At 36.0% G+C, this 25,408-nt stretch carries 23 protein-coding genes, 1 tRNA gene and 1 pseudogene; 18 read left to right on the forward strand and 7 right to left on the reverse strand.

Annotation, left to right across the window (positions count from 1 at the left end; all coding sequences use genetic code 11):
- Window positions 1–191: 191 nt before the first annotated feature.
- Entirely contained in the window at window positions 192–395 is a 204-nt protein-coding gene (rpsU, locus tag D9V35_RS04005; protein ID WP_084440514.1) for a 30S ribosomal protein S21, read from the reverse strand.
- A 164-nt stretch (window positions 396–559) separates the two neighbouring features.
- Here rpsU and D9V35_RS04010 point away from each other — a divergent pair, with 164 nt between their 5' ends.
- The 3 genes from D9V35_RS04010 to D9V35_RS04020 are packed head-to-tail and all read left to right on the forward strand — an operon-like array spanning window position 560 to window position 3,247.
- Entirely contained in the window at window positions 560–1,108 is a 549-nt protein-coding gene (locus tag D9V35_RS04010) for a MarR family winged helix-turn-helix transcriptional regulator (RefSeq protein ID WP_162988571.1), read from the forward strand.
- Complete coding sequence (locus D9V35_RS04015) at window positions 1,095–1,817, forward strand: response regulator transcription factor (protein WP_110438910.1); 723 nt, start codon at window positions 1,095–1,097, stop codon at window positions 1,815–1,817. The genes D9V35_RS04010 and D9V35_RS04015 overlap by 14 nt, the downstream gene beginning before the upstream one ends.
- 29 nt (window positions 1,818–1,846) lie before the next feature.
- The gene (locus tag D9V35_RS04020; RefSeq protein WP_122123471.1) at window positions 1,847–3,247 is read left to right on the forward strand and encodes an ATP-binding protein; all 1,401 of its coding nucleotides are present in this window, start codon (window positions 1,847–1,849) and stop codon (window positions 3,245–3,247) included.
- A 2-nt stretch (window positions 3,248–3,249) separates the two neighbouring features.
- Here D9V35_RS04020 and D9V35_RS04025 read toward each other — a convergent pair whose 3' ends face one another.
- Entirely contained in the window at window positions 3,250–3,876 is a 627-nt protein-coding gene (locus D9V35_RS04025; protein WP_122123472.1) for an outer membrane protein assembly factor BamE, read from the reverse strand.
- Between the two features lie 105 nt (window positions 3,877–3,981).
- On the opposite strand from D9V35_RS04025, the gene D9V35_RS04030 reads away from it, so the two are divergent.
- The 7 genes and pseudogenes from D9V35_RS04030 (at window position 3,982) to D9V35_RS04060 (ending at window position 8,175) form a co-directional block, all read left to right on the forward strand.
- The gene (locus D9V35_RS04030) at window positions 3,982–4,512 is read left to right on the forward strand and encodes a YceD family protein (protein ID WP_122123473.1); all 531 of its coding nucleotides are present in this window, start codon (window positions 3,982–3,984) and stop codon (window positions 4,510–4,512) included.
- A gap of 228 nt (window positions 4,513–4,740) precedes the next feature.
- Window positions 4,741–4,944: a 50S ribosomal protein L32 gene (gene rpmF, locus D9V35_RS04035; protein WP_110438914.1), complete on the forward strand. Its 204-nt coding sequence runs from the start codon at window positions 4,741–4,743 to the stop codon at window positions 4,942–4,944.
- 80 nt (window positions 4,945–5,024) lie between these two features.
- Window positions 5,025–6,065, forward strand: a complete 1,041-nt coding sequence (gene plsX, locus D9V35_RS04040) for a phosphate acyltransferase PlsX (RefSeq protein ID WP_122123474.1) — start codon at window positions 5,025–5,027, stop codon at window positions 6,063–6,065.
- A 35-nt stretch (window positions 6,066–6,100) separates the two neighbouring features.
- Window positions 6,101–7,066 carry a beta-ketoacyl-ACP synthase III gene (locus tag D9V35_RS04045; protein WP_122123475.1) on the forward strand — a complete coding sequence of 322 codons (966 nt, stop codon included), beginning with the start codon at window positions 6,101–6,103 and terminating at the stop codon, window positions 7,064–7,066.
- A 112-nt stretch (window positions 7,067–7,178) separates the two neighbouring features.
- Window positions 7,179–7,484: an integration host factor subunit alpha gene (locus tag D9V35_RS04050; protein WP_122123476.1), complete on the forward strand. Its 306-nt coding sequence runs from the start codon at window positions 7,179–7,181 to the stop codon at window positions 7,482–7,484.
- 95 nt (window positions 7,485–7,579) lie between these two features.
- Window positions 7,580–7,804 (forward strand): annotated as a pseudogene (locus tag D9V35_RS09565) (MerR family transcriptional regulator); the annotation flags it as partial.
- A gap of 297 nt (window positions 7,805–8,101) precedes the next feature.
- Window positions 8,102–8,175 (forward strand) — tRNA-Pro (locus D9V35_RS04060).
- Window positions 8,176–8,181: 6 nt separating this feature from the next.
- Here the strand turns inward: D9V35_RS04060 and D9V35_RS04065 are convergent.
- Both D9V35_RS04065 and D9V35_RS04070 read right to left on the reverse strand, forming a co-directional pair.
- Window positions 8,182–9,288 carry an AI-2E family transporter gene (locus D9V35_RS04065; protein WP_240993403.1) on the reverse strand — a complete coding sequence of 369 codons (1,107 nt, stop codon included), beginning with the start codon at window positions 9,286–9,288 and terminating at the stop codon, window positions 8,182–8,184.
- A gap of 22 nt (window positions 9,289–9,310) precedes the next feature.
- A complete protein-coding gene (locus D9V35_RS04070) occupies window positions 9,311–11,404 on the reverse strand; it encodes a S9 family peptidase (RefSeq protein WP_122123478.1) in 2,094 nt (697 codons plus the stop codon).
- A 160-nt stretch (window positions 11,405–11,564) separates the two neighbouring features.
- Between D9V35_RS04070 and glf the strand changes: the two genes are divergently transcribed.
- A complete protein-coding gene (gene glf / locus D9V35_RS04075; protein WP_122123479.1) occupies window positions 11,565–12,719 on the forward strand; it encodes a UDP-galactopyranose mutase in 1,155 nt (384 codons plus the stop codon).
- Between the two features lie 323 nt (window positions 12,720–13,042).
- Window positions 13,043–13,921: a formyltetrahydrofolate deformylase gene (gene purU, locus D9V35_RS04080; RefSeq protein ID WP_122123480.1), complete on the forward strand. Its 879-nt coding sequence runs from the start codon at window positions 13,043–13,045 to the stop codon at window positions 13,919–13,921.
- Here purU and D9V35_RS04085 read toward each other — a convergent pair whose 3' ends face one another.
- A complete protein-coding gene (locus tag D9V35_RS04085) occupies window positions 13,922–14,770 on the reverse strand; it encodes an NUDIX hydrolase (protein WP_122123481.1) in 849 nt (282 codons plus the stop codon).
- Between the two features lie 125 nt (window positions 14,771–14,895).
- Between D9V35_RS04085 and D9V35_RS04090 the strand changes: the two genes are divergently transcribed.
- The 4 genes from D9V35_RS04090 to D9V35_RS09425 all read left to right on the forward strand — a co-directional run bounded on the left by D9V35_RS04090 (window position 14,896) and on the right by D9V35_RS09425 (window position 20,044).
- The gene (locus D9V35_RS04090; RefSeq protein ID WP_122123482.1) at window positions 14,896–16,719 is read left to right on the forward strand and encodes an ABCB family ABC transporter ATP-binding protein/permease; all 1,824 of its coding nucleotides are present in this window, start codon (window positions 14,896–14,898) and stop codon (window positions 16,717–16,719) included.
- 149 nt (window positions 16,720–16,868) lie between these two features.
- The gene (rpmB, locus tag D9V35_RS04095) at window positions 16,869–17,171 is read left to right on the forward strand and encodes a 50S ribosomal protein L28 (protein ID WP_110438924.1); all 303 of its coding nucleotides are present in this window, start codon (window positions 16,869–16,871) and stop codon (window positions 17,169–17,171) included.
- A 156-nt stretch (window positions 17,172–17,327) separates the two neighbouring features.
- Entirely contained in the window at window positions 17,328–19,415 is a 2,088-nt protein-coding gene (gene fusA, locus D9V35_RS04100) for an elongation factor G (RefSeq protein ID WP_122124265.1), read from the forward strand.
- Window positions 19,416–19,816: 401 nt separating this feature from the next.
- Complete coding sequence (locus D9V35_RS09425) at window positions 19,817–20,044, forward strand: GNAT family N-acetyltransferase (RefSeq protein ID WP_205910326.1); 228 nt, start codon at window positions 19,817–19,819, stop codon at window positions 20,042–20,044.
- Window positions 20,045–20,293: 249 nt separating this feature from the next.
- Here D9V35_RS09425 and D9V35_RS04110 read toward each other — a convergent pair whose 3' ends face one another.
- Both D9V35_RS04110 and D9V35_RS04115 read right to left on the reverse strand, forming a co-directional pair.
- Window positions 20,294–20,560, reverse strand: a complete 267-nt coding sequence (locus tag D9V35_RS04110) for a GlsB/YeaQ/YmgE family stress response membrane protein (RefSeq protein WP_110438926.1) — start codon at window positions 20,558–20,560, stop codon at window positions 20,294–20,296.
- A gap of 84 nt (window positions 20,561–20,644) precedes the next feature.
- Window positions 20,645–23,470: a phosphoenolpyruvate carboxylase gene (locus tag D9V35_RS04115; protein WP_122123483.1), complete on the reverse strand. Its 2,826-nt coding sequence runs from the start codon at window positions 23,468–23,470 to the stop codon at window positions 20,645–20,647.
- A gap of 126 nt (window positions 23,471–23,596) precedes the next feature.
- On the opposite strand from D9V35_RS04115, the gene D9V35_RS04120 reads away from it, so the two are divergent.
- A complete protein-coding gene (locus D9V35_RS04120) occupies window positions 23,597–24,880 on the forward strand; it encodes a DUF445 domain-containing protein (RefSeq protein WP_162988572.1) in 1,284 nt (427 codons plus the stop codon).
- Between the two features lie 100 nt (window positions 24,881–24,980).
- On the forward strand, window positions 24,981–25,403 hold the full coding sequence (locus tag D9V35_RS04125) for an RrF2 family transcriptional regulator (protein ID WP_122123485.1): 423 nt from the start codon (window positions 24,981–24,983) through the stop codon (window positions 25,401–25,403).
- Window positions 25,404–25,408: the final 5 nt, after the last annotated feature.

The following is a 25,408-nucleotide window of genomic DNA, read 5'->3' on the forward strand; positions in this document are numbered from 1 at the left end:
ATGCTGGTAATCAACATTATCAATATAATATTTTGGGCAAATTTAATTCGTATCTAATATTATTTGCTCAATTTAGATTAATGGATTTTTGGTGATAAGAACTGATATTGTAAAATGTAAATTTATTTTAGAATATATCTTATAAAAGAAATATCATTTAATTTCTTTTATAAGAATAAAACTTTTGCGGTTTAAAAACCTTCACGTTCCAAACGTTTACGTTCCATTTTACGTGCACGTCTTACAGCTTCTGCAGCCTCTCGGGCACGTCGTTCAGAGGGTTTTTCATAATGGCGACGAAGTTTCATTTCACGGAAAATTCCCTCGCGTTGCATTTTCTTTTTTAAAGCTTTCAAAGCTTGATCAACGTTATTGTCTCTAACCAAAACCTGCACTTGGCCATCATCTCCTGTTAAAGTTAAAAGTTAAATAGTAAGGTATATAGTGTATATCAATGTTTATAATTGTTATAAGTTTACCGCAAACATACTCTATTTTATTTAAAAAGAAAATAGATTATTATTATCTCACGGTTTTCAACTTATATAAAGTTTTTTATTTGTCTCGTTCTATAAATTTTGATTTACCTTTATACAAAGCTGGTGAAGAGTTATTATTTCTGCATGAGGATAAAATTCGATTTATGCAGGATATATTTTTTTTTATCCATCATGAAGCCATGTCTATCGTTGAACCAATATTAGATGAATATAGAATTGGGTTGGCTCATTTTCGATTGATGCAATTTATCTGTCATTATCCTGGGATTTCGGTAGGTGAGCTATGTTCAATGCTTGGAATTACAAAACAAAGTTTGAATCGCGTATTAAGAGAGACGCTTGAACAAGATTTTGTCTATTTTCAGCAAACTCCAACAGATCGCAGGAAAAAAGTGTTATTCTTGACAAAAAAAGGGAAAAAACTAGAGGAGGAACTTTTTAGTCTTCAACGCAAACAATTTGTTCGCGCTTTTAGAGAGGTTTCCAATAATACATATATAGAAGGATTCCAGCGTATATTATATGGTATGATCAGTAAAAAATCCAAAAAAATGCTAGAAAATCTTACCATTCGTAAAATCAAAGATAAAAATAATGTCGGAAAATAACAAATCACCAAACGAAAAAGATATTTTACATATTTTAGTTATCGATGATGATCCGCGTTTACGCCGGTTGTTACAGCGTTATTTAAGTGAAAATGGTTTCCGGATCAGTGGAGCGGAATCGGCATATGAGGCACGTCAAATGTTAAAGTTTTTGCAACCTGATGCATTGGTACTGGATGTTACAATGCCAGGTGAGGATGGTTTGCAATTGACACATTCCCTTCGGGAGGAAGGCAAGGATATGCCGATTATCCTTTTGACAGCCAGGGGAGAACCGGAAGATCGCATAGCTGGATTGGAAGCTGGTGCAGATGATTATTTAGGAAAACCTTTCGAACCCAAAGAGTTGTTGCTTCGGCTGAAAATTCAGTTTCGCCGATTGACGCAGCCCATTGCAGCGGAAAATATACGTTTAATTCGTCTTGGAAATATGGAGTTTGACCCTGTTCGAAATTTGTTATGCGATAAAAATGGCATTATTCATTTAACAGGAGGGGAGATAGCCTTGTTAAGGGTATTGGCGGCGCAACCTAATGAGATTTTATCCCGTGAGGAAATCGTTCAAAAAATTGGAATGGAGGAAATTGGTGAGCGTGCCGTTGATGTCCAAGTAACAAGGTTACGAAGACGTATTGAGACGGACCCTCGACAACCGCAATTTTTACATACCGTAAGGGGTAAAGGGTATGTTTTAAAACCTGGATATTAAAAAATTAATTAATAACAGAAAATATAATTGTGAAAAATTCATATACGAATTTAAAAATTCCAAATTATTTTATAAATCGTAAATTTATTGTTGAACGCACTGTACGACGAATTTTGCCGCGCTCTTTATTTAGTCGTTCACTTTTGATGATTTTAATTCCATTGATTGTTACGCAAACAATTTCACTGGAATTGTTTTATGGTAATTATCTTAGTACTGTTTCTCGTCGTTTGACAGATACTGTTGGCAGTGAGGTTGAGTTCATCGTCAATCAGTTTAACCAAACTAATTCGAGAATAAAATACAATCAGATCATTGAAGATGCACAAAAATATTTTCAATACTCGATTACCTGGCGCAAAGGTCAAATATTTCTTGAGAACTCAAGAAAAAAATCGAATATTATCGGGCCTGTTGATGAGCTTCTCAATCAAACCCTGACGGATCGACTTGATGAACGGTTTGTTGTTGACTGGTTCAGTGTAAAAGATCAGGTCAAGATATCCATAGAATTAAAACAAAGTGTAGTGGACATTCTAATACCCAAAAAAAAATTAACGGCTGGTAGTGTTTGGCTTTTTATTTTCTGGATTGTGGGAAGTGCCTTGGTTTTGTTTATAATGACTTCTGTTTTTGCATGGATACAGTTCAGGGCCATTCGAAGATTATCTAGATCTGTTGAAAAATTTGGTAAAGGGATTGATCCAGGTAATTTACATCCTGATGGTTCAAGAGAGCTAAGAAATGCAGCAATTGCCTTTAATGTCATGCGTGAAAGAATTTTAAGATATGTCAAACAACGTACTGTTATATTGGCAAGTGTTTCCCATGATTTGAGAACGCCTTTGACCCGATTAAGGCTCAGTTTAGCCATGCTCCCTCAAAAAGGAATGTTTAATGCTGAGGAACAGGTTCAGGATATCTTGGAAATGATTACCGACATTGAGGAAATGGAACAAATGATTTCTGCTTATCTTTCCTTTGCAAGGGGTGAAGGAACGGAAGAACCGGTTTTAACAGATGTTTCTCAGTTAATTAAAGATTGTGTTGCAGCAGCATCTCGGGCTGATACACGATTTTTGTCAGTTGAAATTGATCATGACCTGCCAGATTTGATTATTAGACCTCATAGCATACGCCGAGTTTTTTCCAATATTTTAGATAATGCTAAAAGATATGGGGGGGATGTAAAACTAAGGGTTCATATGAAAGGAAAAGGAATACAGTTTATCATCGATGATGACGGTCCAGGAATAGAAATCGAAAGAAGGGAAAGTGTATTTACACCATTTGAGACAGGTAATAGACAAAAAGGGACCGGATTGGGACTGTCTATTGCGAAAAATATAATTCAGGGACATGGTGGTGATATAAAATTAGAAACCAGCCCATTGGGAGGGCTGAGAGTAATGATATTTATACCCAGATAGTTTTATGGCAATGTATTTCCTGAGCTGCCAGGTCCACCCGTTGTAAGTGGATTGCTTGAGAAAGGACCACCGTTACTGTTCGGTCCGAAGGTACTTCCAAGTCCCATTGCACTTAGTGGAGAGTATTTGCCAATATTTCCTAATAATTGCTGGAAAAAATTAGTTTTTGTTCCAGGAGTTGGAGTTATCTCTGATACCATGCTGACATTTTTAGCGTCTCTTTTACCCAATTCTTTAATTTTTGTTAATGTCCCACTTTCATTAAAATATAAGGAGAGCACTTTTTGCTTTTTTATTCCTGGATAGGAAAGCGGGACAAGATGAGTCATCATCGATATGTAAATCCAGTTATTATTATTAAATGTCGCGTAGGTTGTAGGAGATCCCAAAATGTCGATAACATCTGATTTACTGGTACTGCCAACTTTTAATGCAGAAAGGTCATTTTTTTCAATTATTGTTCCTCTTGGCATTGGAGGGGGGGAGAGAACTGAGCAGGCGGAAAATAATAGGCTGCAAGAAATTAAGGAACCTAAAATAATATTCTTGCTTGTTTTTTGCTTAAATTGAGGACAGGATTTATCTTTAAGAAGGGATACAAGAGGTTTTTTGTTGAAGCTGGAAGGCATAATGAATACATGATCCTCAAGTTAAACGAAAAATTAATCTTATAATTAAAGAGGTATTGTAGTTTAAATTAAACTGCAACAAAAAAAAACATTAGAAAGAAAAAAATGAATAGCTGTTGCGAGTTTTCAAAAAAAATATTTATCAATCAAATACAAAAAAAAGAATTCAGGATTACCATTGAAGCGGATAAATCAGAAAGAAAGGCTTTGGCTGAGCGGTTTTCAATTCCTGAAATTCTTTCTTTGTCATGTTTTTATAAATTGGCTTATTTTCATGGTGGTCATATAAGGGCGCAGGGAATACTAAAAAGCAGCATAATACAAAATTGTGTTGTTTCCCTAGAGGATTTTCCGGTTGATATCGAAGATGGATTTGAGTTGATTTTTATACCTTTGTCTCAAGTTTCAAGTGAACTGGAGGAGCTGGATGATCCAGATGTCATTCCTTATGATAATGACTATATTGACATTGGAGAGGTGACTGCACAGCAACTGGCATTATTACTGGATCCTTATCCTCATAAGCCTAATGTTGAAAAAAAACTGATAATTAAAGAGAAAGATTTGGAAATACAAGGGATAAAACGTAAAAAGGACAGTCCATTTAAAATTTTAGAAAAATTGAAAAAGGGTTAAAAAATTGTTTTTTCATAATATATTTGTATATTAATATTCTTGTTATTTTAATCAATTAAAGTATATTGTTTTTCAAAAGTGTTAGGTAAATCTTGACACGCTTTTTCAAGCTTGCTTAAAAGCTGATATTCTGTTAGACAGGTTGCTTCAATTTGAATGTTCAATCATGTCGAATGAAATTGGTTATATTGGTTAAATTATTAAATAAATTAGGATAGGAGGGATCCCATGGCTGTTCCAAAGAAGAAAACGTCACCATCACGTCGTGGAATGCGTCGTAGTCATCATGCTTTACGCACTGAGGCTTATGGTGAATGTGCAAATTGTGGTGAACTGAAACGTCCACATCATGTGTGTAGCCACTGTGGCTATTATGATGGTCGTGAAGTCGTCGCTGCCGGAGATGCTTTGAAGACCGCAGTATATCAATAAGACTGGAAAGCGTATTATAAATACCGATAACAACATTTTGGTGTTAAGTTTAATGGTTTTTATAAATTGTAACTGTATTTATGACTGCAGAATCAGATATTCAAACGAAGCCTCAATATGATCTTGCGATTGATGCAATGGGGGGGGATCATGCCCCTGAAATTGTTATCAAGGGTCTTGAGATTACAGCCGTTAGACATCCAGAAGCAAAAATACTGTTAATCGGAGATAAAGAAAAATTGTCTCCGTTACTGAAAACATATTCCAAGGCAGCCAAAATATGCGATGTTCAGCATACAGACGTGGCTGTTCCAATGGAAATGAAACCTACTTCCGCTTTGAAACTACGAAATTCATCGATGCGTCTTGCCATGCAAAGTGTTGCATCGCAACAAGCCAAAGGGGTTGTTTCTGCCGGAAACAGTGGTGCAATGTTAGCACTGGCACAGGTTATCGTTAAAACGATGCCTGGTATCGCACGCCCGGCAATGGCTGCGATTACTCCAACAGCTAAGGGTGATATTGTAATGCTGGATCTGGGGGCGAATGTTTCCTGTGACAGTCGAAACTTGGTTGATTTTGCCATAATGGGTAACGCTTTTGCAAAAGCTGTGCTTGGTTTGCCTAAACCCACAATTGGACTTTTAAATGTTGGTTCAGAAGAATTGAAGGGTGATGATCGTCTTAGAAATGCAGCCGAAGTGTTGCGGAATAGTCCTTTGTCCGGACAATTTTATGGGTTTGTAGAGGGACATGATATAACGGCAGGTACAACAGATGTTGTTGTTACAGATGGATTCACTGGAAATATTGCCTTAAAAACAGGTGAGGGTGCCCTCAAACTCGTTTTTCACCTTTTAAAACAAGTTTACAGTTCTGGCTTGCGGGGAAGGTTGGGTTATCTGTTTGTTCGACCCGGATTGGAACGTATGCGCGAGTGGCTGGATCCCAAACGTTATAATGGGGCAATTTTCGTAGGTCTAAACGGGGTTGTTGTGAAATCTCATGGAGGTACGGATGAAGAAGGTTTTGCATATGCCGTGGATGTTGCGATGGATATGATCAGGCACGGATTTTATGAAGAAATCCTTACGGGTTTGTCACAGGTAAATCCACAGTAGTAGCGGTTATATTAAATTAAAGGGTTTCTATAGGAATGATTTATCGTTCACAACTTGTTGGATTTGGTGGATATTTACCTAAGCGTATCTTAACAAATGATGATTTGACATTGATGGTAGATACTTCTGATGAGTGGATTCGTGAACGTACAGGTATTCGCGAACGTCATATTGTCTCGGAAGGTGAGACGTGTGTTTCGATGGCTGTAGAGGCAGCAAGGCAGGCAATTGACTATGCAGGGATGAGTGTGCAGGATATTGATGCAATTGTTGTCGCGACTTGTACACCTGACAAAATATTTCCAAGCACTGCGGTTGAAATTCAAAAAGCGCTTGGAATAAAAAAGGCTTTTGGATTTGATGTTTCATCTGCCTGTGCTGGATTTGTATTCGGATTATCAGTTGCAGACAATTTTATCCGTTGTGGACAGGCAAAAAATGTACTGCTGATAGGTAGTGAGGTTTATTCTCGTATTCTGGATTGGAAGGATAGAAGGACCTGCGTTTTGTTTGGTGATGGTGCGGGTGCTGTTGTTTTAAGTGCTGTTAACACGGAGACCGAGAGGGGAATTCTTGGATGCTATCTTCATACGGATGGTCAATATGCGGATTTATTATATGTGGAAGGCACACCAGCAAAATTTCAAGATCAATGCTTTTTACGTATGAAAGGACAGGAAGTTTTTCGTCATGCAATAACAAAACTATCCGAGGTTATTGAAGAAGCGCTAAATGATCACAATCTAATATATCGTGATATTGATTGGTTGGTTCCACATCAAGCAAATTTGCGGATTATTTCACGTATGGGTGCAAAAATCAAATTACCCCCTGAAAGGGTGATTGTAACTGTTGATCGGCATGCCAATACGTCTGCGGCATCCATACCGTTGGCCTTGAATGAAGCAGTGAGAGATAATCGTATGAAAAAAGGTGATTTAATCGTAATTGAAGCAATAGGAGGCGGTTTAAGTTGGGGGTCTGCATTGGTAAGATTGTAAATATATTTTTAAAAAATTAATTTAAAAATAATAAAGAATTTATTTGGTAACACTATTGAATGAATGGTGTTAGACTTGTCATTTCAGTAACGGATTGTAATTATTTTAGACTATGCAAACTTTAACTCGTGCAGGATTAATTGAAAAACTTTATAGTCATATTGGCTTGTCCCGTAGTGAATCAGCTCAATTGCTAGAAACGGTTTTGGAAAAAATCGTTGTAACCCTGGAAAAGGGTGATTCGGTTAAAATCAGTGGATTTGGCACTTTTTCTGTCCGAAGAAAAGGAAACAGAATTGGACGTAATCCTAAAACAGGTGTCGAGGTTGAAATTGAACCCAGATATGTTTTGAGTTTTCGCTCCAGTCAGAAATTGAAAAAAAATGTTAATGAGGGTATGATTAAAAAATCTTCTTGAAAGGATAAATAATGACCCAAGGTAACTCTGTTCAAATTATTAGTCAATCGAATGAAAAAGTAGATTCTGATTCAGAAGATAATGGGGTTACCAAAAAGGAACCTGGAGCTTTCCGTACTATTAGTGAAGTGGCTGATGAAATTCATGTACCCCAACATGTTCTGCGTTTTTGGGAAACGCGTTTCCCTCAGGTACAACCGATAAAACGAAGTGGTGGTCGTCGTTATTATCGTGTTGAAGATATAACGCTTCTAAAGTATATATCTGAACTTTTATATATCCAAGGATATACGATAAAAGGTGTTCAGCGTCTTTTACAAGAAGAATTATTGAATAATAAAGTTTCGGATAATGAACAATTAAATTTTAAATCGGAATCTGATATATCGATAACAAATGAATCTCAATCCCCAAATGATGATCTGACAAATATAGATGAAAATAATCAGCAAGATTTATGTAAGGAATTGGAAAAATTGAAAAATGAAAAATCAATGCTGATTGATTCTTTAAAAAATGTTTTGATTGAGTTGCAAGAATTGAGAAAAATAATAGCTGAGGCTTAATTTTATATTGATCCAAATAAAATTGACTGCTATATGGCTGTATAGATTTAACGGGCAGTAGCGCAGTCTGGTAGCGCATCAGTCTGGGGGACTGGGGGTCGTGGGTTCGAATCCCGCCTGCCCGATATTCGTTAATATTTTCTTTTTTCAGCTGTCCAATTGTTCCATAACATAATTATGGCGGCCATTATTGCTGGACCGATAAATAAACCAATCATACCCCAAGATTCCAGCCCTCCCAAGATACCGATTAATACCCATATAAATGGTAATTTTGTTGAGCCACCAATCAAAGCTGGTCTGATAAAATGATCTGCAATAAAAATAATGATGCAGCCAATAATCAGTATAGTTAAAGCGATCAAATAGGAAACTTGAAAAAAAGCGATAAACGCAACTATACCAATGGCAATCAGGGGGCAAAAGGGGATCATTGCAGCCAAGGCTGTCAATATACCCAACAATGCCGCATGCGGTATATGCAGAAAATAGTATAAGGTTCCGAGAATGATACCCTGTCCTAGCCCGACCAGAACTAGTCCCGAAACTGTTCCATGAACTGATGAGATCATTTGTTGAGCAATTGTTTCCCCTTGTTTGCCAAACAATCGTCTCGAACCTGATTTGCATTGATGAATAATTGATTCTCCATCTTTAAAAATAAAAAATAAGGTTAAAATTGAAAAGAAAAACAGTAAACCTCTATGAAGGATTTGTGATCCTATTTTTTGTGTAACATATACTCCATGACTTAGATGCAAATTGGAAATTAGTGTCGAGGCAGAAGATGGATCTTCAAGGTTTTCTTTCCACCAGTGAATGATATTATTGTTTATAACTGGGATTTTATTAAGCCACTCGGGTGGTGGTAAACCCTCACGACTAATTTTTATGACCCAACTTATGCCTGTTTGCAAATCTTTTGTCGCTTCAAGTGCTATAAAACCCAGGGGAAGAAGAAAAACCAGGGTAATAAAACAGGAAAAAATAAAGGGTAGTATAAAATTAAATCGTTCATAGGGCCATTTTTGCTTGACAGTTTTGTAAAATGGCCAGCATGCTATGGCAAAGATAATTCCCCAAATCAGGGAAAACAAAAAGGCTTTAATGGTATATAGACCAAATAGTATCAATACGATACTTAAACAACTGTGAGCAATAGTTTGATTATGGATTTGCTCTGCCAGTGACAATTGACGCGAAATTTTTCTATTGATTATATGATCATCTTGGGACACGTTAATTATTCCCCAATATCCGTTATAATTCTTTTTTGATAATGGAAATGGCGAAGGCCTGAATGAAGGCGGCCTCTTTTAAGGCTGTATATCGACCTGCAGCTCCCCCGTGCCCTGAATCCATATTTATTTTCAAAAGCAAGGGATTGGACGATATATTGTGATCTCTTAGTTTTGCAATCCATTTTGATGGTTCCCAATAGGTAACACGGGGATCAGTCAGGCCTCCCATTGCAAGTATGGCAGGATAGTCTTGTTCTTTTATATTATCATAAGGTGAATAACTGGCTATATATTGATATGCTTTTGAATCTTTGAGAGGATTGCCCCATTCTGGCCATTCTGGAGGTGTGAGTGGTAAAGTAATGTCTGACATTGTGTTTAATATGTCTACAAAAGGAACAACGGCAATGATTGCCGCAAAAAGATCAGGGCGTTCATTGGCTATATATCCCATTACCATACCGCCTGCTGATCTTCCGTCAGCAACGATTTTTTTTGGCTGTGTATAATTTTGTTCAACAAGATAATCGGCACAGCAAATAAAATCGGTAAAAGTGTTTATTTTGTTGAAGCGACGCCCCTCCATAAACCAATTCCAACCTTTTTCTGATCCGCCACGAATATGAGCTATGGCATAAATCCACCCTTGTTCGATATAATTCAGTGCTGTTATCGAAAAAACAGGGTCAATGGCATATCCATATGATCCGTAACCATAAAGAAGAGTTGGGTTTTTACCGTTTAATTCAATATCTTTACGATAGGTCAAGGTCATGGGAATTTTTTCACCGTCGTTTGCAATAGCCCATATCCTTTTTGATTCGTAAAGGCTTGAATTATAACCGCAAGGAATTTTCTGCTGTTTAATGATTTCTTTTTTACCAGTTGGAATATGAAAACGATTCCAGCAACGTGGAGTTGTAGGGGACTGATAACTGTATCGTAACCATTCTGTATCATATTCAAGCGTTTCATCCAGGGAAAGAAGGTATGCATCTTCATCACCTGAGATAATTTCATTTTCATCGTTTGTATTGGTGATGATTATTTTTGCATTAACCTCATGACGTTCCAATCTTATAAAATAATTTTTAAACGCCTTGAATTCCATTAGGTAAATATCAGGATTATGATTAATCCAATTTTGCCAATTTTTTCTTTCTATTTTATCCTGTATAAAATTATTCGGTATGGGCAATCGCATGAGTTTAAAATTGTATGCATTATCTTCATTTGTATAGATTATAAAATGATTGTTCCAATCTGTTATTTTGTAAAAAACACCTGTTCGTCTTTTTTTAAAACATATTGCTGCATGTGTGGGGTGTTGTCCCGATATGATCCAGACCTCGCTGGTATCATGATTATTGGCTGTTATATAAATCCATTGGTTGGAAAGACTACGCTCAATATTAATAAAAAAGCCTGAATTTTTCTCTTTATAAACTAGAGTATCTTGAGAAGTGGCTATATGATGTCTGTAAACTGCGGTAGGTCTGCCTTGATCATCGCGATAGACCCAAAATATATACTGACTGCATGGTGAAAAACAGTAAGATCCAGAACAGGGTGAAATGGATTGTGGTAATATATCTCCTGTCTCCAGATTTTTAATTTTTAAATACCAAATTTCTGAGCCTTGGGTATCTTCAATATAGGCAAAGTATTTATGGTTAGGGCTATGTGAAACCGAGCCTATTTTATAATAGTCAATAGTACTTGCCTGAATATTTGGATCAATAAGCAATTGTTCTTCAAAATCATGAATTGATTTTCGATAAAAACACTTATGCTCTTTTCCCTCTTCAAATCGTGAATAATATATCCAGCTACCGTCAGGAAGTTCAGGGCTGCTTTCTTTATCAGCCAATTTTGATTTCAAGGAAAGAAAAAGCTTGTTTTGCAACGGTTTAGTCTGCTGCATTATTTTATTAGCATAATTATTTTCCTGTTCAAGATATTGTTTTATCTCTTTTTTTAGTTTTGAAGGATTGGACAAGACTTCCTGCCAATTATCATCTTTTAACCAGGCATAAGGATCATTTCTTGTAAATCCCAGTTGTTTTATGATTTTCTCTTTTTTAGGTGCTTTTGGCGGAAGAATTGATGACATAAGCTAGAACATTTCCCCATTTTTAAATAATTTGCATAAGAGATAAGACTATCATATTTTATCTGGATTAATGAAATAATTAATTATTAGAAAATTGATAATTTCAGATTGATAATGTAAATTCTGTATATTTTTATAAATAGTTTTGAAGGTGGTATGAATGTCAGAAAAAAGAGTTTTAATCGTTGGTGCCGGTTTTTCCGGAGCTGTGATTGGCCGTATTCTTGCAGAAAATGACTGGAATGTGCATATTATTGATGAACGATCCCATACTGCTGGAAACTCATACTCCGAACGGGACAAAGATACAGGAGTCATGGTACATATTTACGGTCCCCATATATTTCATACAGATAATGAAGACGTATGGAATTTTGTAAATAAATATTCAGAAATGATGCCCTATGTCAATCGTGTGAAGACCACAGTTAAGGGACAGGTTTTTTCATTACCGATTAATCTGCACACGATTAACCAATTTTTCCAGAAAGCATTATCTCCTGATCAAGCAAAAGAACTTATTGCCGAAAAAGGTGATAAGTCAATTAAAGAGCCTGAGACATTTGAAGAACAGGCTTTGAAATTTGTTGGTAAGGAATTATATGAAGCTTTTTTCAAGGGTTATACCCTTAAGCAATGGGGACTGCATCCCTCTGAATTGCCAGCATCTATCTTAAAGCGTTTACCTGTTCGTTTCAATTATGACGATAACTATTTCAGTCACAAATTTCAGGGAATGCCAAAAAAGGGTTATACAGATTTGGTCGATAATATTCTTGATCATCCTGGAATTAAAATTTCTTTGAATACAGTTTTTGATAAGGAAAAAGCAAAAAATTATAAACATGTATTTTATAGTGGTCCATTGGATGGTTATTTCCGTCATCAATATGGTCGTTTAGCATATCGCACCCTGGATTTCGAAAGATTCACATATCAGGGTGATTTCCAGGGAACGGCTGTAATGAATTATGGAGAGGAAAGCGTTCCATATACCCGTATAACAGAGCATAAATATTTTGCTCATTGGGAAAATCATGAAGGCTCGGTTTGTTATAGAGAGTATAGCCGTTTATGTACAGAAAAAGATTTGCCTTACTATCCAATACGTCTTGTAGGTGAAATGAATCAGTTGGATCAATATATAGAATTGGCCGAAAAGGAACCTGATATTACATTTGTTGGACGACTGGGAACCTATCGTTATCTTGATATGGATGTAACCATTGCAGAAGCAATGAAAACAGCAAGATTATTTTTGAAATGCATTGAAAATAATGAAAAAATGCCAGTATTTACAGTCAGTATGAAGTAATTCATATTCATATTGCCTAAATCTATCTAAAAAATAATCGCTATTTCAATGTTAAATCGACTTGCTTTAATTTTAGCGATTATAAATTATTCTAATCAAAAATATTTATGGTCAATGGCAATAGTTTATCAAATTTTTTTATAATAATTCGTAATTTACGATATCTTTCGTTATTTATAAAATTTATGTAAAATTGTTTAGATTCATAATTTTTTAGAATTTAAAAAATTTTGAAGAATTCGTAACAGCTTTTGTTTGATTTTTTAAAATGCTCTATATAGGTTCTTTTGAAGACATACATTAACTATATAGTTTTAAAATCGATGAGTGATTCAATAAAATCAAAACAAAATCAATATGTTTTAACACTTTCTTGCCCTGATAAACCAGGTATTGTTTCCGCAATTTCTACAGGATTATTTGAAGCTCAAGCCAATATTGTTGAGTCGCAGCAGCATGATGCTCTTTCGGGTTATTTTTTTATGCGTGTTGTGTTCACCCTAGAGAGCAATAAAAAAAATTATCAATGGTTATATTCCAGATTGGAGGCTATTGCTGCCCAATTTAAAATGACATGGTTCTTGCATGATCGGGAACGTAAAAAACGTGTGTTGTTGATGGTATCAAGATTTGATCATTGTCTGGTTGATCTTTTATATCGATGGAGAATAGGGGAACTGGCAATCGAACCCAGTGCAATTGTTGCAAATTATCCATATGAAGATTATGGTCATATTGATATGCAAGATGTACCATTTTATTATCTTCCTATTCTTAAGGATACCAAAAGGGAACAAGAAACGAAATTGTGGGATATTATTAAGGAAACCCGGACAGAGCTTGTTGTTCTTGCGCGCTATATGCAAATTCTGTCTCCTGAAATGGTAAAAAAATTGGCGGGTCAATGTATAAATATACATCATTCCTTTTTACCCGGCTTTAAGGGTGCAAAAGCCTATCATCAGGCTTATGAACGAGGGGTTAAATTGATTGGTGCAACAGCACATTATGTAACCGAGGATCTTGATGAAGGTCCAATTATAGAACAGGACGTTGAACGGGTCAGTCACAATGACACCCCTCATGACCTTATCCGTAAAGGAAGGGATATTGAAAGACGAGTTCTGGCAAAAGCCGTGCGTTATCATATTGAAGACCGTGTTCTTTTAAATGGTCACAAAACCGTTGTATTTTCGGATTGATCAGGGAAATAATTTCCCTCTCAATCCAGTTTTTATGCGATGGGCATACTGAGAATTCTTTGCGATGATGCCCATGCGGATAAAAAGATCGATTAATACAAGATTGACATTAAATTTGAAATCATCTGTTTCGCACACTTGATGGTAAACATCTTCTAATTTTTTTAATTGGAAAGATTCAACCTCTCCATCATTGGGAACCGGTTGAAAATTCTCCGGCAACCATAGATCATAGCAATATAACACATCTCGCCTTAACCCTTCAGGTCTGATCATGCTATAAGTAATCAGTGATTTATATTCCGCATTTATCATGAAGGCGTTCGGAATGCTTGCTTCTTCACGTGCTTCTTTTTCTAGAGTGTTGTTATGGGTAAATCCTGCTGGTATACCTCCCGCGACGATATGATCCAGTTTTTCAGGATCAAGCCGTTTATACTTTGCCCGTTTCGCGATCCACAAATAAATTTGATTTCTTTTCTTAACCAAACCATTGAGATGAACTCCAGTTCCAATCAGTCCAAGATCAGGAATAACGGCACGATCAATTTTTCCAACCGGCTTAGCATATGGTGAGGGATAGACATCAAAAAGTTCATTCATGGAGCGAACCACATTATTTTCAATTAGTTGATTACCCAGCATCTCGATTGAATATTGTGCTGGTAAAGTACAAATATTATTTTCTTCCATAACAACATGATGTTTTTGGAGAGTATCCATAAATGAAGGTCGAACCCATCCTATGATTTGATTATGCGCCTTGAAAGGTAAAAAATCTTTTTGTAACTTGGCGGTGTTACATTTTTTTATATGACGAAATAAATTTTTAAATTCAATATGTTGCATTAAAAATCTCTTATATTGCTTTAATAGTTTTTTTATTTCAAAGTTATCTATTTTTGTATTTTTTCATTTTTGGGGTAAACACTTCATGTATATTGATAAAACAATTACAATCTTTTGAAAATAACATGTCACGATATTCCAAATTTTCCTATGTCGACAAAGAAAGCACTCGTTCAGGATGGTCAACTTTACTAGAGCTCTTGACCTATTTGTGGCCTCGTCAGCATATGACGTTGAAAATTCGCTTTATCTTTGCGATGTTTTTGATGATTGTTGCCAAAATCATAGCCTTGGGCGTTCCTTATCTTTATAGCAAGATTGTGGATTATTTTTCCCAAAATAATCATGAAATAATTTATGTACCGATTTATCTTATTGTTGGATATGGATTGGTTAGGATTTTTTCCAGCTTATGTTCGGAATTGAAAGACACGGTTTTTGCGCCATTGCGATTTCGGGTGATGCGTATAATAACCCTACAATGCTTCGAGCATGTTCAAAGACTTTCACTAAAATTTCATTTAAATCGACGAACTGGAGCAATTACACGGGCTATTGAGCGGGGTGGTGAGGGAATTGAAACAATTTTGAGAGTGGGTATATTCAGTATCGTTCCAACAGTGATTGAAACCTTGATGGTTCTCGGTGTGATTGCTCATTTGTATAATGGATATTATACACTTGTTGTCTGTCTTGCAATATTAGCCTATTTTTTCTTTACGATTTGGTTTACATCTCGGCGTATCAAGATTCGTCGAAAAATGAATGAAATTAATAATGAAGCCAATAATCGTGCCTTGGACAGTTTGCTGAATTATGAAACTGTTAAATATTTTTGTAATGAAACCCATGAAATAAGACGATATGATGAAGCATTGGCACATTATGAAAAAGCTTCCATTAAAACACAAATAACGCTCAATATCCTGAATTTTGGTCAATCTTTCATTATAGCCATTGCATTGACATTTATTATGTTAATGGCAGCACGTGACATTGTCAGTTATCATTTTACTGTCGGAAAATTTGTCTTGATTAACACCTATTTGATGCAGCTTTATCAGCCCTTGAATTTTCTTGGCAGTATCTATTCTAATTTGCGAAAATCAATTGTTGATTTGGAAAATATGTTTTCTCTTTTGGCACAGCCAATGGATATCAATAATCAAGAATGCGCCAAATCACTTCCAACAGAATTGGTGAATGCGGGGCCTGCCAAAATTGAATTTAAAGATGTTTTTTTTGGTTATGATCCCTCTCGGGAAATTTTGCATCATGTAAGCTTCCTGGCGGAACCAGCCCAGCAGATTGCCATTGTTGGACCAACAGGGGCTGGGAAATCAACAATTAGCCGTTTGCTGTTCCGTTTTTATGATGTTACAACTGGTGCTGTATTAATCGATAATGAGGATATACGGTCTTATAAACAGGATGATTTGAGAAAGGCCATTGGAGTTGTGCCTCAAGATACGGTTTTGTTTAATGATTCAATCGGTTACAATATTGCTTATGGTAAATTAGGAAGCTCACAAGCAGAAATTGAAAAAGCAGCAAGGCTGGCTCAAATCCATGATTTTATTGTTGGTTTGCCCGAGGGATATCATACTCAGGTGGGAGAAAGAGGCCTAAAACTTTCCGGTGGCGAAAAACAAAGGATAGCTATTGCAAGAACGATATTGAAAAATCCAAGGATTTTAATCCTGGATGAGGCAACAAGCGCGTTGGATAGTCAGACAGAAAAAGAAATACAGCAGGCTCTTTTCCAGGTTTCTCAGGGTAGAACCGTGATTACAATAGCTCATCGTTTATCAACAATTATTCATTCGGACATGATTTTGGTTATGATGGATGGGAAAATATGCGAACAGGGAACTCATGAATTCCTGCTTGCAAAAAATGGTTTTTATGCCAATATGTGGTCTATACAGAGTCAACATTCTGATAAATAGGTTAGAAATAGTGAAAATTTTTAATTTTGAGGTTTAAAATTTGGATTTTTACTTGACTATTTTGTGAATTTTAGTCATAGGGCTAAACTAAGTATTTTTTATTTGCCAAACATTAAGTCTTGGCTTTCACAATCCGAGGATGAAAACAAATGTCTCGCCGTTGCCAAATCACAGGCAAAGGTGTGTTGACAGGAAATAATGTCAGTCACGCCAATAACAAAAACCGTCGCCGTTTCCTGCCTAATCTGCAGGATTATTCCTTAAGGTCCGATATTTTGGGTCAACAAATACATTTACGCGTCACAACGCATGGTCTCCGTACCATTGAACATAATGGCGGTTTAGACAATTTCCTGCTAAATACACCGAATCGTAAGCTTACAGAAGAGGCTTTAGTGATTAAACGCCGTATTCTTCAGGCTCAGGAAAAAAAATCAGCAGTAGCTGCTTAAATTTTTAAAAAATTGATTATCTAGTAATTAAATAACTTCCTTGATTTAATCTTAAGGGAGTTATTTTGAGTTAAAAAAGGAAATTATTCTTTTAATCTTATGATTTGATGAATATATTTTCTGAATATTTTTCTATCGTTTGTGGAGGTTTTACTTTTGTCCGACCATTCTGATCTTTCTAAAATCCGTAATATAGGTATTACCGCGCATATCGATGCGGGTAAAACAACGACAACTGAACGTATTCTATATTATACAGGTGTCTCCCATAAGATTGGTGAGGTCCACGAAGGGAACACCACTACTGACTATATGGCGCAGGAACGTGAAAGAGGGATTACCATTACTTCCGCTGCCGTCACCTGTGAATGGAACAAGCATCGTATCAATATTATTGATACTCCGGGCCATATTGACTTTAACATTGAAGTTAACCGTTCATTGCGCGTGCTTGATGGTGCGGTTTTCATTATCGAGGGTGTTGCTGGAGTCCAACCTCAGTCTGAAACGAATTGGCGTTTGGCTGACCGTTACAATGTCCCTCGCATTATTTTCATTAACAAGTTGGATCGTACAGGTGCAAATTTTGAATATGCTTTCAGCACTTTAAAAGATAAGCTGGATATTGTCGCTATCCCTCTACAGCTTCCGATTGGTGCGGAAGAAAATTTAAAGGGTGTTATCGACCTTGTTAATATGAATGCCATTGTATGGGAAGGTGATGATCTTGGTGCCAAATACAATATTGTTGAAATCCCTGCTGAATTAAAGGAAAAAGCAGAAGAGGCACGTCAAAATCTTCTGGACACCGTTTTGGCTGTTGATGATGCGGCTATGGAAGAATATTTTGAAAAAGGTGATGTTTCTGTCGAGGTTTTAAAGAAATGTATTAAAAAAGGTACCATTTCTGGAGAATTTCGTCCGGTTCTTTGCGGTTCTTCTTTCAAGAACAAAGGTGTTCAGCCTTTGTTGGATGCAATTGTTGATTACCTTCCTGCTCCTGACGATGTGGAAGGAATTCGTATTGCACCTCCTGAAGATGAAGAGGTTGATGAAAATAAATTACCAATCATTCCCGTTGATCCAAATGGCAAATTTGCCGGTTTGGCTTTCAAAATCATCAATGATAAATATGGTTCTCTAACTTTCGTGCGTGTTTATCGTGGTATCTTACGTTCTGGTGACACGGTTTTGAACACAACCCATGGTCATAAAGAGCGTATTGGACGTATTTTCCAAATGCACGCTGATAAACGTATAGAAATCAAAGAAGTGCATGCTGGTGATATTGCCGCTTTTGTTGGATTGAAGGATACGAAAACAGGGGATACTTTGGCAGATCCGGCAGATCCGGTTGTTTTGGAGCGCATGCAATTTCCAGTACCTGTTATCGATATTTCTGTCGAACCAAAAACCAAGGAAGCGGTTGAAAAAATGACCCTTGCGCTTCAGAAATTGGCGGCAGAAGATCCATCTCTACAGTTAAAGACGGATCAGGAAACGGGGCAAACAATTCTTTCAGGTATGGGTGAGTTGCATCTTGATATCATCATTGACCGTTTACGTCGTGAATATGGTGTTGATGCGAATATTGGCGCACCACAGGTTGCATATCGTGAAACCATTACTCAGTCTCATACAGAAACCTACACCCATAAAAAACAGTCTGGTGGTGCGGGTCAGTTTGCTGAAGTCAAAATTATTTTCGAACCTACCGAACGAAATGAAGGAATCATATTCGAAAATAAAATTGTTGGCGGTGCGGTTCCCAAGGAATATATCCCAGCTGTTGACAAGGGTATCAGAAACCAGGCATCTACCGGTGTATTAGCAGGATTTCCAACTGTAGACTTTAAATTTACGCTTGTTGATGGTAAATATCATGACGTTGACTCTTCTGCATTGGCGTTCGAGATTGCCGGTAAAGCCTGTTTCCGTGAAGGAATGAAAAAAGCTGGTCCTGTCATTCTTGAACCTATCATGGATGTCGAAATCACTACACCTAATGATCATGTTGGTGATGTTGTTGGTGACTTGAACCGTCGTCGCGGAATGATTCAAAGTCAAGAAACTTCTGGAAGCACTGTCATGGTTCGCGCTTTTGTTCCATTGAAAGAAATGTTTGGCTATATTTCTGATCTTCGTTCAATGACCAAAGGTCGTGCGTCCTTTACAATGCAATTCCATCATTATGATCCAGTTCCCCGTAATGTTGCGGATGAAATTATTAGTCAATCTGCCTAATTTTAAATAACAATTTGATACGATTTAAAGCAGCCTTTTTTGTATAAAAGGCTGTTTTTTTGTGAAAATGTATGTGATTAAATAAATATCTTTGGTTTTATTTGTGTAATTTAAAAAATTATATCATAATTAATTTTTATCAAAAAATTTTGAAATTTTATGAGATTTATTAAAATAAATTTATCTTTTTTTAAATTAAGACATCAAAACTAGTGAAAATAAAGTTCAATTAGAACAGTAGACTTATTTTAATACGTTAAGGGTTGCAGGCGACAAGTCAATAAGGTGATTTATGGAAACCTCGTGTTACTATTATTACTTATTTTTCTAAAGTTTAAAATTATATTAATAAAGCTTTGGAGGCAAAGAACGTCAAGAGCGTTACCCTTTTGCCGTTATTGATGAAAATACAGGGAAAGTTTTGGGTACAACTAGTTTTTTTTGAAATTGCCCCTGATCTGCGACGTTTGGAAATTGGCTATACATGGTATGCAAAATCTTTTCAAAGAACTCATGTAAACACAAATTGTAAATATTTATTGCTAGAATATGCTTTTGAAAAATTGCAAGCCAACACCGTCGTTTTACGAACTGATATTTTTAATTTCAAAAGTCAAAGAGCAATTTAACGGCTTAGTGCAAAAAAAGATGTAATTCTACGTGCTCATATTCTTAGACAGGATGATACTTTGCGCGATACCATTATTTACACCATAATTTCAAGTGAATGGACAAACGTCAAAGTATATATATCCGCTTTGTTAAATAAATTATATTAATGAATATTCACATATTAGAAGTATTTTAAATCAGATAAAAATAAGTGAGAGGCAATATTGATATGAGAATTAAATATTGCCTCATGTCAAATAATATTTTTAATAACTGGTATTCCCTTTATGTTCCATAATTTTTTTATAAATAAAAAGAATGATAACAGCTCCTACAATTGAAAATAATATTCCAGCTTTTTCTCCATCACGATAGAAATGAAGAAGTTCACCCAACCAAGTTGCCAAAGCGGAACCGGCAATTCCTAAAAGAACGGTGATAATAAATCCGCCCGGCTGTTTTCCAGGCATAAGTAATTTTGCAATACCACCAATAATAAATCCAACAATAATAGCGCCAATTAAAGAAAACATAAGTTACTCCCTTGAACAAAACTATCTTGTTGTATAGTGTAAACGATTTTTTACTAAAACAATAGATTTATTATTTTCTTTTATTTATCCGAATGCATGTAATCGATGAATGAGGGCAATTGAAATTTCCCTGACCAAATCGAAATTATATTGCATGGGTTTAAATATTTGACGGTCATCCATTGCATATGCACCTTCATTTCTTGGACCTTTTGGTTCATAAAAATATAGATCGGATACATGTTCAGATGCTTGTGGAAAGATATAATTGACGAGCATATGCAAAACCGAGGGTATTTCCAAACACAAGATTTTAATATCCAAATGTTCTCTGTTATAACCGTTAAATGGAGAGAAATATGGAATCTTGGTTGATAACATCCAGATTTTTTCAATTAATGCCAATCGGATAGCATGTAACAGGATTTCCTTATCATCCATAATTGGCGTATTTTTCCAAATTGACAGAAGAATAATATGATCTTTCTGTATGCGATGAAAAGTTGCCTGGGTACTCGACCAGCAATCCAGCCGTTGCAATCCGTTTGCCAGCGCCATATAGGATTCCTGTATCACAGGATTTTCTTCAGTTGCAGCCCGATCTAGCCAGATGCCGGGATCAAGCATATAGATTCCAGCTCTCAAGACAGATGCATCGGAGTGCTTAAGGGCATGAAAGGCAAAATCGAGGGATTGCCTGAACCGTTTGCTGTTTGTCAACATTTCTTCAAATGTATCGGGGTTGGCCGACATTGCGGTTCCCAAACCTTGAAGTACATTAGCACACCAGCCCAATTGTTGTAGAATTGCATTGTTAGGAATAGCACGCAATTCCCTAGGATGTTTTATATAACTTCTTCCCGCTGCGGTATCATTTTGGCGAACTGCCGGTCTTGACCCCGTTTGATCGATGAGGGAGGGACCAAATGTGCTTAACAAGGTTCCATATCCCTTATCATTAATCAATTCATTCATGGATGCATTGATCGCTGAAAAAAAATCTGCATTAAAATCTTTTTCATCATAGATGGGATCATGGTCAACCTTATCAAAATCGTATATATGCTCTGCTATGATACTGATTGTGGCATTGGCCAACAATTGTGTGCCAAAAAGTAAATATCCGTCTCCACCTTGAAAAGACGTTTCTTGTCTGCTTCGTATACCAAGTTTATGAAAATATTGCTCAGTAATTTTTGGGGATAGATATTCCAGACGATCTTGCATGCTGAATGGATGACCACCACGACCGATACTTTCGCCATGTGTATCGAATAAAATAAGTTGAATATTTGATAATTGATATTTAGCCAAAAGTTTTGCAATTTTCTTGCGTAATTTTTCAATCTGATATGTGGCTGCAATTTGACCAATAAATCTGCCGGAATCAGAATATCCAAATTGCAGGCATAACTTGCCTGTTTTTTTCAAGTAATTACGCCAATGCGGTGATCTCAGGGCTTGTTCAATAATCTTGTCGCCATGATTGAGGGCATAATCTGTTTCAAATAATGGCGAAATCTCTATATTTTTCTCAATTCCAAATAATCTTGCAAGCCAAAGGGCCATAAGTAATGTAAAACCGCTTTCTGTTTCGGCAATTAAAAAGCGAATAGGGGTTTTGCTATCAATATGTTTAAATATCTGGGTTAACAGCATCATTAATATGCTTGCCGAGGCCTTTTCAGTTAGCAAAGCACCGAAATCCACAGGAACAGGGTCAATTTTATCCAATGCTGTATTTATCGTATTAAAAAGTGTTCTTGTATGAGAAGGATTTTCAGGATTACTGGTTATCCCCAATCGTTGACGGGCCATATTGTGAATTTGGGTGGAATTAAGTCTAACATGGGAATGTGAAAGACTTAAACCATGAGTGACAAAACCCGCCTTCGCGATCAATAAATCAATAATGAAATTATCATCAACATCGTTCATGGCTTGATCAAAAAGAGGAAGGAGCTGATCGGTTGAAAGAATTGATTCATGACGGTTTTCAATCAATATTCGGGAAAAATTTGAAAATTGATCAGGGTCAGGCTTTAAAGGACAGTTATGGATTTGATCCTTGACATGGTTTAGGGCAATTGCAACAGTATTTTTTAATTGGTCGACACCATTTGGGATGTTGTCTAATTGCTGATATAGACGTTCCAATTGTAGTTTTTTCATCTGTAGGCGTATGAGTAAACTATCCCACCAGCCTATGTCGCTTCGGCCATCCGTATCATATCCTACCCAACTGCTCAGTAAAATTGGACTGGGATTCAGATTGGTCCAATGGTCAGGCCAATATTCCTTTGCTGTCTCAAAAAGTGTATAATTGAACAGATCCAAAGCATTTCGTCCCCTAACAATAGCATTATTTGCAATTTGAAGTTCCTCTTTCAAATCAGGGGGGGCAGATCGTCTGTGAGTGGTAAAAAAAGGAATATTTGTGTCATCATCTATAGGATGACTGGCCATATCTGCCAAGGCTGTGTAAACCGGATTGGCAAGGGAAAAAGTTGGATGTGCCGTAAATATTGCGGCAAATTTGGTAGTTTCAACTAATTTCTTGAAATTTTCAAAACTCGTTTCCTTATTTTTTTCGTTTGTGTAATTGGATTGCTGGATTAATTTTTTTAAGACGGTTTCGATACGTTGCCGAATATTATCTTTAGTGGGATTGTAAAGGTATTTCTGCAGATGTTTGGCATGTGACAAAAAAGCGGAATCTCTTAATTTCTGGATTATTTCTTTGAGATTTTCTGTAGTAAGATCATTTGACTCTAATTTTTGGTTAATTTTCTGTGCTAAGGTCAGGACAGGATTTTCTGTTGGTTGGTGATCTTTTTTTGATCTCAATTGATTAGTTAACTGTAGCAGCTCATCAAGTATCTGGGAAGAGGAGTTCGTTGATTCCGTCATGATCCAAAATTATCCATTACTAGTTTCATATAAATAAATCTGTCTTAATATGATTAATTATTATAAAGAGAAATAAAAGGTATAAATTCACGATAACAATAATTACACGAAAAAATGTTGAAGGCGATGAATAAAGTTTCAAGTCCAGATGACCACGTAAAAATAATTTTCCTACGCTATCATCGATTGGCAACTATTTTGCTGTTAATCATGGGATGTATAACTTTATTAGGCTATTATCTGACGACTTATACAGGAATCAAACATAATTTCTGGGTTGAATTGATTTTGGCTGGTAGTCAGGCTGGATTTATCGGTGGATGTGCTGATTGGTTTGCGGTGACAGCATTATTTCGACATCCCATGGGTTTGCCCATTCCTCATACCGCAATTCTACCAAAACAAAAAAAACGTCTAGGATACGGGTTGGGATGGTTTATAGCTCAATATATTTTTACTGAGAAAGACATCACTCTTATTTTGAAAAAAATGGATCTTCCAAGTTTTTTGGGAAAATATTTGGATAAAACAGAGAATATTGAATATCTGAGCAGTATTTTGTTGAAATCTCTTCCTGATTTTCTTGATCGGATTGAAGATGGTCGGATCAGCAACTTAATAACAAAAATTATAAATCGTCTTTTGAGTGGAGAATCAATCTCACCTTTTATCGGTAGAATCATAAGAACAATGCTTGATATCGATCAGCATCAAGACATAATTTCATTCATTTTGGAAATTCTTAAGAAAACGCTTAAAGAAAAGGAATCCAGCCTCAGGGAAATGATTCATAGTCGAGTGGAAGAACAGGGTGGTCGTTTTCTGGGATGGATGATCGGTGATTCAATTGCGACAAAAGTTTTGGTCGCTGTAAATAAGGAAATGGATCGGATAGATCCACATAATGATGCTGTAAGAGAAAAAATCGGCCAGTGGATAAAGGATGAAATTGATAAAATTGAGAATGATCCTGAACGTGTCAAAAATATATCTGAAGCCTTTAGACAAATTGTAAATCATGAAAGTATACAGGAATGGCGTGAAAATCTTTGGAAAAAAATTAGAAAATTTATTCATGATGATGCCAGGAATGAGGAAGGATGGTTTAGGAATGTGATTATTGATTCAATTCATTATTTTTCTGAACTGCTACAAAAAGATCCCAAAATCAGAAAAAAAATAAACAAGGCTATATTGAAACTTATTTCAAGATCATTACCAAATTTTAAGGAAGGGTTGATCCGTTTTACTGAAACTGCTGTTTCGCAATGGGACAGTCAAGCGTTGGTTGATCGACTTGAATGTCGAATAGGCAAGGATTTGCAATATATACGGATAAATGGTTCTATTGTAGGATTTTCAATCGGAATAATCTTTTTTTTATTTGTTAAACTGTTTTTTAATCCTTAAACTGTTGTATTATAAAAAAAATAAAAAAAACTTTTAAATCGATAAAAATGGACTTATATAGTCCTATATAATATGTTTTATTTGATCGAATTGATAAATTATGTTGAAACTATCCAAACTTATTGATTATGCAACGATTATTATCATAAGCCTTGATCAATATAAAACTGTTGTCTCTTCATCCACACTTGCTGAGAGAACACATATTCCTGAACCTACTGTTGCTAAGATACTGAAAATGCTAACCAAGGCTTCCTTGACAAAATCTTCGAGAGGACCGGGGAGTGGGTATTATCTATTGAATGAGCTTAGTGAAATTTCCCTTGCTACGGTTGTTAGAATTATTGAGGGACCCATTAAGTTGGTTGATTGTAAAAAGGATGATTGTCGTATTGAGAATGAAGAGTGTATTTTATATGGAAAATGGGAAGTATTGAATTATCAAATAAAAAATGTTTTTGAAACTTTAACTTTGGCAGATTTAAAAAAGAGTTCTGCCAGACTTGACTTAAATAAGAATTAACAAAT

The organism is Commensalibacter melissae, assembly GCF_003691365.1.
GTDB classification, from domain to species: domain Bacteria; phylum Pseudomonadota; class Alphaproteobacteria; order Acetobacterales; family Acetobacteraceae; genus Commensalibacter; species Commensalibacter melissae.